The 14,770-nt window shown below is 43.1% G+C and carries 19 protein-coding genes and 1 pseudogene; 5 read left to right on the top strand and 15 right to left on the bottom strand.

Annotation, left to right across the window (positions count from 1 at the left end):
• Nucleotides 1-111: 111 nt before the first annotated feature.
• Nucleotides 112-1,731 (bottom strand): bacillithiol biosynthesis cysteine-adding enzyme BshC, encoded by a 1,620-nt coding sequence (gene bshC / locus AC4CV5_RS08720; RefSeq protein WP_166853183.1) that lies wholly within the window; start codon nt 1,729-1,731, stop codon nt 112-114.
• 70 nt (nt 1,732-1,801) lie between these two features.
• The gene (locus AC4CV5_RS08715; protein WP_166853184.1) at nt 1,802-2,698 is read right to left on the bottom strand and encodes a 2-dehydropantoate 2-reductase; all 897 of its coding nucleotides are present in this window, start codon (nt 2,696-2,698) and stop codon (nt 1,802-1,804) included.
• Nucleotides 2,699-2,857: 159 nt separating this feature from the next.
• Here AC4CV5_RS08715 and AC4CV5_RS08710 point away from each other — a divergent pair, with 159 nt between their 5' ends.
• On the top strand, nt 2,858-3,340 hold the full coding sequence (locus tag AC4CV5_RS08710) for an N-acetyltransferase (RefSeq protein WP_014113703.1): 483 nt from the start codon (nt 2,858-2,860) through the stop codon (nt 3,338-3,340).
• A gap of 55 nt (nt 3,341-3,395) precedes the next feature.
• Here the strand turns inward: AC4CV5_RS08710 and gerR are convergent, their stop codons facing one another.
• The 3 genes from gerR to AC4CV5_RS08695 all read right to left on the bottom strand — a co-directional run bounded on the left by gerR (nt 3,396) and on the right by AC4CV5_RS08695 (nt 4,839).
• Complete coding sequence (gene gerR / locus AC4CV5_RS08705; protein ID WP_166853186.1) at nt 3,396-3,974, bottom strand: sporulation-specific transcriptional regulator GerR; 579 nt, start codon at nt 3,972-3,974, stop codon at nt 3,396-3,398.
• A 145-nt stretch (nt 3,975-4,119) separates the two neighbouring features.
• Nucleotides 4,120-4,299, bottom strand: a complete 180-nt coding sequence (gene rpmF / locus AC4CV5_RS08700) for a 50S ribosomal protein L32 (RefSeq protein WP_003154457.1) — start codon at nt 4,297-4,299, stop codon at nt 4,120-4,122.
• 21 nt (nt 4,300-4,320) lie between these two features.
• Entirely contained in the window at nt 4,321-4,839 is a 519-nt protein-coding gene (locus AC4CV5_RS08695) for a YceD family protein (protein WP_166853188.1), read from the bottom strand.
• Between the two features lie 27 nt (nt 4,840-4,866).
• Here AC4CV5_RS08695 and AC4CV5_RS08690 point away from each other — a divergent pair.
• Together AC4CV5_RS08690 and AC4CV5_RS08685 are read left to right on the top strand one after the other, a co-directional pair.
• Nucleotides 4,867-5,052: pseudogene (locus AC4CV5_RS08690) on the top strand (hypothetical protein).
• Nucleotides 5,049-6,296: a nucleotidyltransferase gene (locus AC4CV5_RS08685; protein ID WP_326220592.1), complete on the top strand. Its 1,248-nt coding sequence runs from the start codon at nt 5,049-5,051 to the stop codon at nt 6,294-6,296. The pseudogene AC4CV5_RS08690 and the gene AC4CV5_RS08685 overlap by 4 nt, the downstream one beginning before the upstream one ends.
• A gap of 16 nt (nt 6,297-6,312) precedes the next feature.
• Here AC4CV5_RS08685 and ddcP read toward each other — a convergent pair whose 3' ends face one another.
• Nucleotides 6,313-7,338 carry a protease DdcP gene (ddcP, locus tag AC4CV5_RS08680; protein ID WP_490922486.1) on the bottom strand — a complete coding sequence of 342 codons (1,026 nt, stop codon included), beginning with the start codon at nt 7,336-7,338 and terminating at the stop codon, nt 6,313-6,315.
• A 1-nt stretch (nt 7,339) separates the two neighbouring features.
• Nucleotides 7,340-8,122, bottom strand: a complete 783-nt coding sequence (locus tag AC4CV5_RS08675) for a patatin family protein (protein ID WP_166853190.1) — start codon at nt 8,120-8,122, stop codon at nt 7,340-7,342.
• 180 nt (nt 8,123-8,302) lie between these two features.
• Here AC4CV5_RS08675 and spoVV point away from each other — a divergent pair, with 180 nt between their 5' ends.
• Nucleotides 8,303-9,529, top strand: a complete 1,227-nt coding sequence (gene spoVV / locus AC4CV5_RS08670; RefSeq protein WP_490922485.1) for a dipicolinic acid transporter SpoVV — start codon at nt 8,303-8,305, stop codon at nt 9,527-9,529.
• A 10-nt stretch (nt 9,530-9,539) separates the two neighbouring features.
• Here the strand turns inward: spoVV and coaD are convergent, their stop codons facing one another.
• The 8 genes from coaD to AC4CV5_RS08630 all read right to left on the bottom strand — a co-directional run bounded on the left by coaD (nt 9,540) and on the right by AC4CV5_RS08630 (nt 14,260).
• Nucleotides 9,540-10,025, bottom strand: a complete 486-nt coding sequence (gene coaD / locus AC4CV5_RS08665; RefSeq protein WP_003238727.1) for a pantetheine-phosphate adenylyltransferase — start codon at nt 10,023-10,025, stop codon at nt 9,540-9,542.
• A 4-nt stretch (nt 10,026-10,029) separates the two neighbouring features.
• Complete coding sequence (rsmD, locus tag AC4CV5_RS08660) at nt 10,030-10,584, bottom strand: 16S rRNA (guanine(966)-N(2))-methyltransferase RsmD (protein WP_326220594.1); 555 nt, start codon at nt 10,582-10,584, stop codon at nt 10,030-10,032.
• Nucleotides 10,585-10,908: 324 nt separating this feature from the next.
• A complete protein-coding gene (locus AC4CV5_RS08655) occupies nt 10,909-11,181 on the bottom strand; it encodes a YlbG family protein (RefSeq protein WP_166853196.1) in 273 nt (90 codons plus the stop codon).
• A gap of 54 nt (nt 11,182-11,235) precedes the next feature.
• A complete protein-coding gene (gene ricF / locus AC4CV5_RS08650; RefSeq protein WP_003221370.1) occupies nt 11,236-11,685 on the bottom strand; it encodes a regulatory iron-sulfur-containing complex subunit RicF in 450 nt (149 codons plus the stop codon).
• 117 nt (nt 11,686-11,802) lie between these two features.
• Complete coding sequence (locus AC4CV5_RS08645) at nt 11,803-12,042, bottom strand: YlbE-like family protein (RefSeq protein WP_166853198.1); 240 nt, start codon at nt 12,040-12,042, stop codon at nt 11,803-11,805.
• A gap of 15 nt (nt 12,043-12,057) precedes the next feature.
• On the bottom strand, nt 12,058-12,456 hold the full coding sequence (locus AC4CV5_RS08640; RefSeq protein ID WP_222142776.1) for a YlbD family protein: 399 nt from the start codon (nt 12,454-12,456) through the stop codon (nt 12,058-12,060).
• 232 nt (nt 12,457-12,688) lie between these two features.
• Nucleotides 12,689-13,729: a CAP domain-containing protein gene (locus AC4CV5_RS08635; protein ID WP_490922481.1), complete on the bottom strand. Its 1,041-nt coding sequence runs from the start codon at nt 13,727-13,729 to the stop codon at nt 12,689-12,691.
• 84 nt (nt 13,730-13,813) lie between these two features.
• Nucleotides 13,814-14,260, bottom strand: a complete 447-nt coding sequence (locus AC4CV5_RS08630) for a CBS domain-containing protein (protein ID WP_003221362.1) — start codon at nt 14,258-14,260, stop codon at nt 13,814-13,816.
• A 139-nt stretch (nt 14,261-14,399) separates the two neighbouring features.
• Between AC4CV5_RS08630 and AC4CV5_RS08625 the strand changes: the two genes are divergently transcribed.
• Nucleotides 14,400-14,762, top strand: coding sequence for a YugN family protein (locus tag AC4CV5_RS08625; protein WP_166853204.1), 363 nt, complete (start codon nt 14,400-14,402; stop codon nt 14,760-14,762).
• Nucleotides 14,763-14,770 lie beyond the last annotated feature (8 nt).

The raw sequence follows: 14,770 nt of genomic DNA, 5'->3' as shown, positions 1-14,770 counted from the left end.
CTTTCTCTCCTTAACTCACCACTATCCACCACTTCTCTCCACAACTTCATTTTACACTGTTTACCCATAAAAAAAAACCCTGAACTATTCAGGGTTCTTTAAAACTTTATTTCAAAGTTTGACAACTTGATGTTGATTTTGAAAAGAAAATGGCAGATTCTTGAATGATGTGAAGAATTTTGGACCGTACCTATTTAAATAATACATAATATTCCAAATTCGTTCTTGGGGTGCAAGCAGCGGTTTAATGCTATTTTGGATTCTCTCATAATCCTTCAGGACGTAGCCTTCTTTTTCTTCAATTCGCTTCGTCACAGTACGCTCTAAGAATTGAAGCTGATCCTGAATAAAAGCGGCATTCTTCATGAGTAAAGGTTCCATGCTTTGATCAACCTTTAACGCCTCCTGCCGGACTGTTTTATGAATCGCTTCAATTTGGGTTTTCGCCTGATCCATCACTGCGGTAAACTCATCCGGAATCTGGCGCTCAAAGTATGTCTCTCTTTGATTCTCAGTTCCGCGTTCAATCGCGTCTTGTAATGAGATATTCCGTTCAACCAGTTTTTTCTCAATATGCCGTTCAAGTATCGTAATGTTCAGCCTCGGCATAACAGGAGGCATTTTAAAGCCCATCACCGCAAAGGCCCGTTTGAGCTCACCCCAATAGTTGATTTCTCCAGGCCCTGCAATAAATGCTAATGTCGGAATGAGGTATTCCTGCATTAAGGGCCTCGTCACAACATTATTGCTGAAGCGCTCGGGATGTTCTTCCATATGTGTATAAAGTTCATCCATCGTCCATCCGAGATCAAGCTCTTTGATGACAAAACGGCCGTTATCTTTTTCAATTAAAAAACGTTCTTCTTCATATTCATAAAACAGATTCGCCTGCTCTTTTCCGGACTCGATAATCGGTTTGTAGCCTGCTTTACGCATGAAGGCCTGCTGATCTGAAACCGCGCGGGCGAGTTCATCATTTTCCCGAAGAATCTTTTGGAACATGGCCGTTTCCAGCTTTTTAATCCCCGGATCTCCAGAATTCAATAAAACTAAACCTTCCTCTTGGAACAGATCCGCGATTAACAGTTCAAAGAAGTCAGTGAACGTACCAGATTCCCTTAAACATCGTTTTACATTGTCGAGAAGTGCATTCGTGTGGTCAGTTTCCTCAAAAGCGGCAAATACATCATCTATCCACGCGGCACATTTTTCTTGATCAAGCGATGTGCTCGCTGCCGAAGACTTCTTCCAGTAAGACTGAGGCAGCTTTTTTTTCACAGGCCCACTCTCTTCTGACGTATGGACAAAATTAATCTCATCCAAATCATGGTCTTCTCCAGCCACCCAGAAGATCGGTATGACAGGCACCTGCAGTTGCTTTTCTTGTTCCTTTGCTAACACAATGATTGAAATGATTTTATGTATCGTGTAAAGCGGTCCTGTTAAAAGTCCGGCCTGCTGTCCGCCGACAACAGCGGCACTTGTCGGGTCCTTCAGCTTCTCAATAGCAGACTGCATGGCATTTGAACCGAATTTGTTATGGTAAGAGGATAAGTACGCCGCCAATTCCTCTCTTGCGAAAAAACGGGAGGATAAGTCTTTCAGTCTTTCGCGCCACATGTCAGTATTATGAATGCTGTAATCAAAAAAAGAAGACATTTCTTCTTTGCCATCTATATAGTGCTGTACAAACACATTCTGATTTTTGATGGAAAGTTCAGTTAGCTGCATCTTCTAGAACTTCCTTTCTCCAATAAATAGTTAGTTATCCGAAATGAGTATAGCATGTTATAGAAAAAGCTCAAAAGACTTTGTTTGTATTTCGCTCCAAAGCTTTTATGCCACCGTATAAAAACTCCAGGTGGACGGCATCAAGGCTGTGAAGGCTTGCTTCCTTCAATAAATATCCGATAATGGCGTCAGCTTCTGTCTGTCTGCCTTCGATGACGTCAACAAGCATTGAAGAGCGATTTTCTTTCGTTTGCCCGCACACGGCCCGCACCCGCTCCCAAGCCTCTGCTTCGTCCTCAAGCCTTAAAATAAGGCAAGCCTCTTGAAAAACCAGCTTCATAAAAGCCAGATAAGCTGGCGTTGCCAGCAGTTCTCCATTTTTCACCCGCAATAAAGCGGTTAACGGATTGATACAAGCATTTACAATCAGCTTGCCCGTCAGCAGACGGTACCAATCCGTCTCATAACGAATTGGAAAGTCCGAGTGATTATGCTGAAGCAAGGTGTTCAACCGCTCTGGTTCTGCATCGTCGAACGCGCTCCATTTTATCGCACCTAAGCCTGTATGATCAACAGCTGTATCTGATTTTCTTACAGCTCCGTGTTCAACGATTCCAACATAAATGGAATGGCCTACGCGCCAGTCTTTTAGGTCGTGGATATGCCCCATGCCGTTTTGCAAAAATAATATGTTCGTTCTCCCGATCCGTTCAAGCAACGGATAAACAGACTGAAGCTGATGCTGCTTCACTGTCACGACAAGAAGATCAAAATCCGACTTGATACTCGTGTCCGCACTGCAATCAGCGCTGAATTCTTCTCCGCCTTTATAAAGCCGGATCCCTTCAGACTGAATGGCCGCAGCCTGTTCTTTCCGCCTTGTCACAACAGTCACCTCGTGATGAAGTGACAAATAATAGGCGCATAAAAGACCGACGGAACCTCCGCCGATAATTCCAATTTTCATGATGTCACACCCAATTTAGCATTTACGTATTATCATAGCAGAAGTATGAAGAAATTACTTCTCAAAGATTCCGTGTGCTTAAAATTAAAGTTTAAATATTTGGATTTTTTAAATAAAGCGTTTACAATATATGTAGAAACAACAAAGGGGGAGATTGGTTTGGTAAAGGTAGAACGTCTGCTAATCAACTATAAAACACTTGAAGAATTCAAGAAATTCAAAGAATACGGCATTCAGGAGCTTTCAATGCTTGAAGATCTTCAGGATAATATTATTGAAAATGACAGCACCTCACCTTTTTACGGTATTTATTTTGGGGATAAACTTGTAGCGCGAATGAGTCTATATCAAGTTAACGGCAAATCGAATCCTTATTTTGACAACCGCCAGGATTATTTAGAGCTGTGGAAGCTTGAGGTTCTTCCAGGCTACCAGAACAGGGGATACGGGACAGCGTTGGTTGAATTCGCTAAATCATTCAAAATGCCGATTCGGACAAATCCGCGAATGAAATCAGCAGAGTTTTGGAATAAAATGAATTTTGAAACTGTTAAATACGATATGGCGCGGGACAAAGGGGAAAACCCGCTCATCTGGCACCCTGATATGGATCATGAGATGACACCGGGAGAGTCTGCATAGAAATAAAACAACCGGCCTATTTTTACTCTAGGGCCGGTTCATTTCAAGCGTTTCATTACGTTTCTTGAGCCTTTTTCATTCTTCCATCTTCTTTTGAAACAACCATTTTTCTGGCCCGATCCATGATATCGATCAGTGCCTTGTAATCCTCTTCTGTCATCTCTAGCTGGTTCCTCAATGTTTGATTTTCACTCCGTAAATCCTCAAGCTCGTTTTGCAGCGATTGGATTTGCTCCTTCAATTTTTCCCTTTCGAGCTGAAATTCTTGTGCAGACGGCGCTTCTTTGAATTGTTCAAGAAATTGAATGACATCCTGTATGGACAAATCTCGTTTTCCTTCTGACGCTGCCGCGGCAGTCTGCTTAACGGAATTCGGCATATTAACCGAATGTACGCCGATTTGTTTTCTCAGTTCTTTCCTCTGCTTTTTCGCAAGCTCTATACCTGACTGGTATTGTTTTCTCACATACGAGTTCCACCTGAAACCACAGGCTGCCGCGGTTCTGGTCAGCGCCCTTCCAACCTCCTCAAAGGCGGAAAGCTGTGTTCCTCCCTCTCGAATATGACGAAGCACCACTTCTGCCAGCAGCAAATCCTCATCCTGAGTCCAAGCATCTTGTCTTGTAATGGTCAAATTCAATCTCCCTCCATGTCAGCTTATTTATCTCATACATATGCCGGTAATAGATTAGATAGACTATTTGCACTCACAAATTTTCCGCAAGCTGACAGGAAGAGAAAAAGAAAAAGCGCAGGGCTTTCACCCTGCGCTTTTCTTATTAGTTACTTTTTACATTTATGTCTTTGCCGTTGTATGATCCGCATGCTTTGCATACACGGTGAGACAATTTCATCTCTCCGCATGACGGACATTCTGTCATACCAGGTACATTAAGTTTGAAATGTGTACGGCGCAATCTTTTCTTCATTTTAGAAGTTCTTCTAAAAGGTACAGCCATTATTCCCACCTCCTTAAAGAGTTAAGATTCATCATCTTGTTTTAAGAGCTTTTCAAGGGCTGCGAGTCTCGGATCAACTTGCTTCTTCTTGTCTTCCTCCGAAATGACTTGCCAGTCCTTTCCTTCTTGAGGAGCAGCTCCTTTTTCTTGTTCAGATTCACAAAAGATTTGCATAGGGATTTCTAAAAGAATTTCTTCTTTCACGATCGGAGTTAAGTCGACAGTATCGTCCTCAACAATGTGAACGTCATCATCTTCTATATCATCCGTCTGATGAAATATAAACAGTTCTTTTGTTGAAATTTCAAATGGATACGGAACATCAACGAGTGTTCTTGAGCATGGCAAAATCATTTCGCCTGAAATTGCAAAATCAAACGAAACCTGTTTGGATTTGATATCCGCTCTGCCCTTCACCCGAACGGGAGAAATGCGGCGAATGTCAGAATTCAGCTTTGTCAGCTCATTTAACTCAACTGTTTCATCAAACTCAAAACTTTGTTTTGGCATTTGATGCAGCTGATAAATCGTCCATTTCATTTGTATCACCTCATGAAAGCAACAAACATGATTATAGCTTTTAAGATTGTTTTTGTCAATATTTTTTCTTTACAGCATAATGCTGCCATTCAAGTATCATTGACAGCGGAATAGGCGATGCATACACTTAAAATAAAAATAAGACGTAAAAGTTTTCATTTGCAAATGTACCATACGTTTTTAAACATAGCAAGAAAGGCGGAAAAAATATGAAAGCTGTCGGATTGGTGGTTGAATATAATCCCTTTCATAACGGTCACCTTTATCATGCCCAAACAGCAAAGCGGCAAACCGGTTGCGACACGGCTGTCGCGGTAATGAGCGGACATTTTTTACAGCGCGGAGAACCGGCTGTAGTATCAAAATGGGCCCGAACAAAAATGGCGCTGCAAAGCGGAGTCGATCTTGTCATTGAGCTGCCATATCTTTATGCGGTGCAAAAAGCGGAGATTTTTGCACGCGGCAGTGTTTCCATCCTGAACAAACTTGGATGCGAGGCGCTGTTTTTCGGTAGTGAAAATGGCGATATTGGGCCTTTTTTAGAAACAGCAAAGCTTATTGATGAGCATAAACATACATTTGATCAGCGTATTAAAGAAGAACTTAAAAAGGGTGTCAGTTATCCAGCCGCGGCAGCTATCGCCTACAGCTCCATTTTACATACCGAAAGTACACTTGATTTATCAAAACCAAATAACATTCTGGGATACCATTATGTGACTTCCATTCTTTCCGGGGGATATCCGATGAAACCTTGTACCACAGCGCGCATCTCCTCGGACTATCATGATGCCGACCTTCCTGGAGGCGAAAACCATATCGCAAGCGCCACGAGCATCAGAAAAGCAATGGTTGAACAGAATCTTGAAGCCTGCCTTCGTTTTCTCCCTGCTGTATCTGCACGTGAATTAGCATATTACCGCAAATCTTTTGGACTGTGGCATACACCTGAAAGCTATTTTTCTTACTTAAAATACAGCCTATCAACTGTAACAGCACAGGAATTACAGCAAGTATACGAGGTGGAGGAGGGCTTAGAGCACAGAATTCTCCGTTCGATCAGAAAAGCCTGCTCCTACCAGGAATTTATGGAGCTGCTGAAAACAAAACGTTATACGTGGACAAGGCTCCAGCGGATGAACACGCACATTCTAACCAGAACGAATAAACAAGATATGCACAAGCTGCTTAACGACGAAAAGGTGCCTTATATCAGGCTTCTCGGCATGACGAAAAAAGGACAGGCTTATTTATCGGAAAATAAAAAAGTGCTGTCTGTTCCGCTTGTAAGCAAATTGTCCTCTTTCTCCCATCCAGCTCTCGATCTGGATATAAAAGCAAGCAGAATCTACAGCCTGCCGATAGAAGAACCGCTGAGAACTGAGTTTGACCTGCAGGAATACGGACATGCACCAATTCGATATGACGAGGATGAACAACGTTTTTTAAATATATAGAAAAAGCACCTGAATATCAGGTGCTTTTTGCTTTCAGCTTATTCAAATAATCAATCGCATCCTGCATCGTATCAACAGGCACAATCTTCATATCTGAATCAATATCTTTTGCTGTTTTTACAGCATTTTTATAATCGGAATTATTGGCGCCGTTTTGATTTGGCGCAAAGAAAATGTCTTTTCCGGCTTTGTCTGCGGCAACGACTTTTTGATCTATGCCGCCGATCGGGCCTACTGTTCCGTCAACATCAATTGTACCTGTTCCCGCAATATCGTAGCCTTTTGTTTCGTCTGGTTTTGTCAGCTGATTATAGATTTCAAGAGACATCATTAACCCTGCTGACGGGCCGCCGATATTTTCAATTTCAAAATCAATATCAGGCTCCACTTTGACGTTTCTGTCTGTATAGAGCGAAACTCCGATTCCTGCCCGATCCGGCTCATCAGGGAATTGTTTTAACGTAAGAGTGACACGCTTTTCTTTTTCTTCTCTTTCGATTTTTAACGTGACTCTATCTCCCGCTTTTTTGCTGCTGATATAATCAATCAGCTTTTCAGCAGACTGATAGTTTTTTCCGTCTGCACTGATGATTTTATCACCGACTTCTATTTTCCCTTTTGCAGGCATGTTTTCTACAACTGAGCTAGCGTATATGCCGTTAAACGAATAGCTGACTTTTTTTCCTGCCTTTTGATAGGCGGCTATAACCGCGTTTTCTTGCGAGCTTTGCATCATTTGGAGCTGCCTTTTCATATACTCCTTATCTGATTCACCTTCTTCCTTGATGCTCTCATCAGGAACAATTTCATAATAAGGGTGCATCTTTGCCCACACATATGTAAACGGATTAGCCGGCCCCACTTTGACAGTCATTAAGGACAGGCTCCCTGTTTCCGGGTAGCCTCCCTCCACTTTTATCAGTGAAGCAAGCTCTGTCGCTTCTCCCGGTTTTGTAATATAGTATGGAAGTTTTATAAATGATAAAACGGCAATCAGAATGAGGATGACAAGCATCCAGCTAAAATGTTTTTTACGCAGCAAATTATGAGCCCTCCCAATTCTCTATTTCTTTTCTTATCTTGCTGATCATGCGGTTTGTCGCCTCCTCGCCTGCCGATATCATTGCTTCAATATTGGCAAACGAGCTTGAGCTGTATGTTTCAAGAGAAGGGCGAATCATGATATCTGCGGCGATCGTTTGATGTCGCACCAATTCATTTTGCAGTATATCCATACTTTGCATAATCACATCAAAAATATGCGCCGCCGTTTCAGTTTTTCGAACCCTGGAGACATCCGATGCGATGATGATATCAGCCCCCATGTCTTTTACAACCGAAACCGGAATTCGATCGACAACCGCGCCGTCTACAAGAAGCCGTCCGTCCAGCTTCTGCGGAATAAAAATACCCGGTATGCTGATGCTGGCCCGCACCGCATCTGACACTGAGCCTTTGCGAAACACAATCTTTTCTCCCGTCTGTAAATCACACGCCACAATGCCCAGCGGGATTTGAAGCTCTTCGATCGGTTTTCCGAATGTATAAGCATGCACAAGCTGCCTGACGCGGTCACCTTTTAAAAAACCAAGCCTGGGCACCGTATAATCAGCATAAAGCCGCCGTTTAAAGGCTTTGGCGACTTTTTTCATGGTTGCCACATCATGGCCGGCTGCATAGAAACTGCCCACCAAAGCGCCCATGCTGCTCCCCGCAATCATATCTACTTCAATTTGGTGCTTATGTAAACTGGAAAGTACACCGAGATGAGCAATCCCTCTGGCCCCTCCCGATCCTAACGCTAACCCGATTTTAGGTTTGGCCAACGCGTTAACCTCCTGCCTGAATTCCCTGTATACCGAATTCTATGGTCTAAACTGAACCCCTATGCTCGTATATTAGTACAAAGAATCAAGAGGACAGGTACTGCTTGGCCGTTTCGTGTCATACATTATTTTATCATGATATATATGTCATTGGGCATTTTTAGCATCGGGGAGGTAAGAATGAACTTGTCGAAGATTAACACACTTTTGATTGCTTCGTTTTTTCTTTTTTTAACAGCGACTGTCATCTCACATCCGCAGGCCTCATTCGAAGCCTCTAAAACCGGGCTTTCTATGTGGTGGGAGGTTGTGTTTCCGTCATTGCTGCCATTTTTTATTCTGTCAGAACTTCTAATCGGTTTTGGCATTGTGCGGTTTGTCGGTGTTTTGCTTGAGCCTTTTATGCGGCCGATCTTTCGCGTGCCCGGTGTCGGCGGCTTCGTTCTTGCTATGGGAATGGCATCAGGAAACCCAGCGGGAGCAAAACTCACTGCCCGTCTGCGGCAGGAAAAACAAATTTCAAGAGTAGAAGCAGAACGGCTTGCGTCGTTTACCAATTCTTCAAACCCGCTCTTTATCTTCGGCGCTGTTGCCGTCGGTTTCTTCCAAAACGCGTCATTGGGCATTTTATTGGCTTCTGCACACTATTTGGGGAATCTGGCTGTCGGTTTAACGATGCGTTCCTACGGCCGCAAGGAAGAGCAGCATCTTAGAGGGAAGAAAACAATACCTTTTCCTTCGATTAAAGATGCTCTACACGCTCTGCATACCGCCAGACTTGCGGAAAAACGGCCCCTGGGTAAAATTTTAGGCGACGCCGTGACCTCTTCTGTTCAAACGCTTCTTATGGTCGGCGGATTTATTATTTTATTTTCTGTCTTTAACCGGCTGTTGTCCGTCGTGCAGCTGACTGATGTTCTGTCTATTTTCACAAAAGGTGTACTGGCCTTGTTTCAGCTGCCGGCTCAATTGGACATTCCCCTTTTATCAGGGATGTTTGAAATCACGTTAGGAAGCAAGCTTGTCAGTGAGACAGATGTTTCTCTTCTGCAAAAAGCCATTGTCGTCAGCTTTATTCTCGGGTTTAGCGGCTTTTCCGTTCAAGCTCAGGTGGCAGGTATTTTATCGGAAACCGATATCAGATTTAAACCATTCTTTATCGCACGTTTACTGCAGGGCGTTTATGCCGCCGTTTTCGTCATGCTTTTATGGAAACCGCTTTACACGGCATGGCATGATCCGTATCAGTATGTATTCAAATCTCTTAATATCAGCGAGATGCCAACTGCATTTATAAACGGCTGGAATCTGCTTGTGCAGATTGGACCTGCTGTCACATTATGCGCACTGTTTACGTACATTATCATTTTTTCTTACAGACTGACAAACGGAACAAAAAAAGGATGAGTCAAAACCCTCATCCTTGTCTGAATTTTTGCTGAAGCGCCAGCTCTACTTCCGGCGGCACAAACTCTGATACCGATCCATTGTATCTTGCCACTTCTTTTACGATGCTTGAACTTAAAAACGAATATTGGTTATTTGTCATCATAAAAAACGTCTCAATGGATTCATCAAGCACACGGTTTACGGATGTCCCCTGCATCTCGTATTCAAAATCAGATACCGCTCTCAAGCCTCTTAAAATCGCTTTCGCATTTTTTCTTTTTGCATAATCAATTAACAGTCCTTGCGACGTTTCAACTGTTATGTTCGGAATGTCTTTTGTCACTTCTCTCAGAAGCTCACACCGTTCTTCCACACTAAACAAAGGCTTTTTTGAAGAATTATTCAGCACACATACATACACTTGTTCAAAAATATGCGCCCCGCGTCTGATGATGTCCAGGTGCCCGTAGGTCACCGGATCAAAACTGCCGGGACAGACAGCTATACTCGCCACATCACTACCCCCTCTTTTTATAAATCGCCACACCTGTAAGTCCATAGGTTTCTTTTCTTGTCATCACAAGGTCTCCTACGGTTTCGGGAAGCTCGACCTCTCTGTCATGCTCAGCAACGATAAAGCCATCTTCTTCCAGCATTTGATATTCATCAATCATAGTTAAAAGCGCTTTTAGTTTTTGTTCCTTATACGGCGGATCAAGAAAAATGCCGCGAAAGCCTGTTTCTCTTTTTGCAGCAGCATGCAAAGCCCGTTCCGCATCATTCCGGTATACCTGGGCATTTTTTGTAAGCTCCAGCGTTTTCAAATTTGATTTTACCGTTTGAATCGCTTTAAAATCACGGTCAACGAATATACAATGCTCAAACCCGCGTGAAAGCGCTTCGATTCCAAGGCCCCCGCTCCCCGCGAATAAGTCAAGTCCCCTGCCCCCGTCAAAATAAGGGCCGATCATATTGAAAATGGATTCCTTCACTTTGTCGGTTGTCGGTCTTGTTGATGTTCCCGGCACAGCCTTCAGTGAACGGCCTTTTTTTGATCCAGAAATTACTCTCATGTTCCACACCACTTTTTCTAAAAGCTATTTTGTTTCTTTGTTCGGCCGGACGCCGCTATGTACATCGAAAAAAATCAATCCTATCTTAACATAAAGCATTCTTTCAAACAATGAACGCTAATCTTAATAAACAGGTGTATAGGCAGAATGATCCTTGTCCATACTATTAGCAACAGCATCTAGAGGATGTTGTTGCCAACCGCGGAGAAGACTTACGTTTCCCCATAAGTTCTTCCTCCGGTTTCTCCTCTCCCTTTGCCTTCTCCTTAACATGTTAAGGAATAGAAGGACCCCGCAGAAGCCTGCGGGGATTTTTTTATACAGCTATATGCCGATTTTATAATCGTATTCTTTTGCTTTATCAAGCTTTGACTCGAATTCCAATTTTAAAAACGGTTTATAAGAAGGCTCCACTTTTTTCACAAAAGAGTAAGACGCAATCTTGTCCATCGTTTTTTCAATATGGTCCATATCGCAATACAGCACGACATATTTCAAACGTTTTGATACATAGTGCACATTTCCGAACTTCCTCAGCATTTTGCTTTGCTTTAGGGAATGCAGATACACTATCATGCCCTGGCGCCTATTCTCCAATACAATCACCTGCCTGATTTCTCTTATATGTAAAAGACGAGACGGCCAGTCTCGTCAGGACACTTTGCATCCGCAGCTTCCGCCTGAACCGCAGCCGCCTCCGCATGAAGACAAACCGTCAAAATAAGGGTTCCCAGTCGGAACTTTCACATGCTCAGAAACAGCTGTCCCAATCTCGACGCTAACCTCATCAAGAATAGACTGGAGCTCATTTTCAGCTCTCTTGAAGTCAGCCACCTTATCGTTCAGGTCCAGCTCCCGCTTGATCTCCCTCATTTTCCGGGATATTTCTCTATAGTCAGGATGATATTTGCCAAAACGCTGTACATCCTCATACTGCTCTTTTATTTTGATAAAAGAACGAATAATCCGCCCTGCCTCTTCATCTTCTTGGAGACGCTTGTAACAATTGCGGTAGTTCTCAGCCGTCTCCGACTGCAGAATCATCTCGGCAAGCTGCTGAGCTTCACTTTGAAGCCGCACGGATTCCATCGTCGCATACATAACATGCACCTCCAGTTGTTAGTTTACCATGAAACCAGCCAATTGGAAAATGCTTAGCCGAAGCCTGAAAAACAATCTCCCTATAACAGCATGAAAAAAGACCCTCTATCGGGCCTTTTAATCTTTTGTCCGCATCGCTTGAAACATTTGCATCATCATTTGCGCCATTTGGATCCCGTTCGTAAATTGGTTCACCCGGTGCGGTATGGTTTTTTCATAAAAGTTCATCATCTCAAGCTGAAAGGCGGACAGATCATCCGGTTTTCTCGAAAGCCTGCGATACCATATCGGCTGTTCTCTGATGAATCGTTTCCGTTCTTCGTTTGCTGAAATAAATTCCTGAACCTCTTTGCGCATATGAGCTCCCCTTTTTTAATCCTTTCGAAAAGAAAAAGGATGCTGTCCAGAGCCTGGCTGAGATTGCTTATGGCCGCTCCCGGAAAATGTATTAAGAAGATTTTGCAACGATGAGATCGACTGGCTCATTTTATTGATTTGTTCGTTCATTTGATTGACATCCATCTTTTTCACCGCTGTCACCATTTTAGAGACAAAATCGTTTTTTTGCTCTGTTTCAGGCACAGCTTCCGCAGCCTCTTCCGGTTCCCGATACGGATCCCAAATCGGGTCGTTCTCCCCGAAGAGGACCCAATTTTCATATACGTCCTGCCAGCTTCTTTGTTCTTTGCGCACTTCTTTTATCAGCTTGGGATGCTTTTTGACGAATTGTTTAAAGTCATTGATTGAATGATTGGCATGTTGATTCGCCACAATCCTCACCCCCTCCGAAAATCGTACCTACTACAATGTATCGTTTTGTGAGGCATTGTGTTCGCCTATATTCATTCACGAATGAGAATTTTTAGCTTTTTCCGTCACTCGTGAAAAGCCTTATTGAAGGAATGGGAATCGGCCTCCCCTATTACTATCAGCACATGTATTCAAACCATCAAGCTTTTGCAAAATTAGAAAAGCCGCGGAACCATTCGCCCGCGGCTTTTCATTACCATCGCTTAATAAAATTTTGGGTGTAATATTTTCGGTCTACTCCGACCCCGAGATGCGTATAATCTGAGTTCAGGAGGGCTTTTCGATGCCCTTCGCTATTTAGCCAGCCTTCTACAGCAGCCGGACCGTCTACATAATTGTATGCAATATTTTCTCCCGCTTGCTGAAAGTCAACATCCCCTTCTTCTAAGCGGTCTTTCAGCGTGCCGTATTTTTTAGAGACATGGGAGAAATAATTATTTTCCTTCATATCCTGGCTATGCCCAAAGGCAACTTCCGCCGTCGGCTGATCCCACTCAAGCTTCGCAAGCCCATGTTTGACGCGTATGACGTTCGTCAAATCAAGTATTTGCTTTTCGCTCGTCGTTTGGATCTTTTTCCACTTATCATCTGAAACAGCTTCCGGTTTCATTAACTCACCACGGTACACAACCTCATAAGGTCTTTGCTTTACAAAGGTTTGTGCATCAAACGCCCTGATGCTGGATAGTTTCCCCTCAAATTTGTCCATATACAGCTGGACATACATCTTTCCTACCTTAACAGTCGGCCTGGTATTGATATCCTCTTCAGAAAACTCAAACCGATAGGAATTTCCTTTATAATCTACATTCACAAACGGTGCCACCTGGGTCGTCTTGAATACTTCTCCGGTTGATTCACCAATTTTGAAAGGCTTTGCGTTAATATCATTCCCAGTAGCAAATAATGTGACCACTTTATGGTTTAATACCCCGATTTGGACATACTGGTCCTTTCCTTGATTGTATACCCACCAGTCGTAATCATAAGCTGAAGGGTCAATGCGTTCTGGTTCCCCAAGCTTTTTCGTTACTTTATCGGAGGACTTGCCCATAAAGGACAATAATCCAGAAGTCGGCATATGTATTCGTTTGCCGCTTTGCGCTTCCTCGTTAGACACTTGAGGCTCGCTATCATTTGATTTTTGTTCAGGAACAGATCCATATTGAATAAACAGAACATAAGTTCCGCAGATAATCAAGAGGATAACAATTGCTCTCAATATATTTTTCAATCTATCACCCCCGTGGCGAATTACATTGTCTTACCTTACATCTCATTACAATACAGCCTATTTAACATGTCAAAGATTTATGTGTTAATGAAAAAAGCCTTCTTCTCTATTATCACCTTCGGAAATATCCGATAAGGCGCTGCCGGCACGTTCATTCGTTTGTTCAGATAAAGAAAGGTCACCAAGCGTGACAATTCCAGTCAACTTTTTGTTTTTTGTAACAGGTATCCTTCTGAGCTGATGGGATGCCATCAAATGAAGAACCTCATCGACTGAAGCATCTTCCTCTACACTGACAGGTTTTTCGGTCATCGCGTCAGTGATTTTTTGCGAGTTTGGTTTTTTTATGGCGATTCCTCTTAACACGAGATCACGGTCGGTCACGATGCCGACCAGTGTTTCTCCATCCTCATCAACTACCGGAATTGCACCTACATTCGCGTCTTTCATCTTTACCGCAGCTTCATATACATTATCTAATACCGTGCAATATTGCAAGTCGGCTGTCATCAGATCTTTTATTTTTGTCATCCGTATAACCTCCTTTAGTCTAGTGCTATTGTCGTCAAAATTTAATTTTTGCATACTTGCAAAAGAAGAAGATTCATTGAAAGTTTAACGCTTTCATACTATGATTGTCAGGAAAGGTAATTTTTATAAGGAGGGGTCAGTGTTGAAGTTTACTGAAAGCGGACTTGAAGGGGTAAAGGCTGAGCTCAGCTGGCTAGACGACTTGATGGAAAGCAAAGGTCTCGTCAGAGCGGGGCAATGGGATTACGAAAGAGTCACCTATGACAAGAAGTTTTCGACGATTGAGGGTACGTTTTACCTGCGGATACAAGGCATTGCGACAGAGGGCGATGTTGGAAGCGGCCGCGCCGTGATTCAATTAATGTCCCCTCTCTTAGGCAAGCATTACTACCCGCACGGAGTAGAATATGGAGAAACTGAAGAGTTTCCCGTACAGGTTGTGACAAAAAGCAAGGCACTGATTCAGGACATATCCGACATGCTAAAAACAGTTCAAATGTAATGAAAAGG

The sequence above is a fragment of the Bacillus sp. NS1 genome (assembly GCF_058248265.1).
Note: the sequence above shows the minus strand (reverse complement) of the source record. Positions and strands in the feature narration are given on the sequence as shown.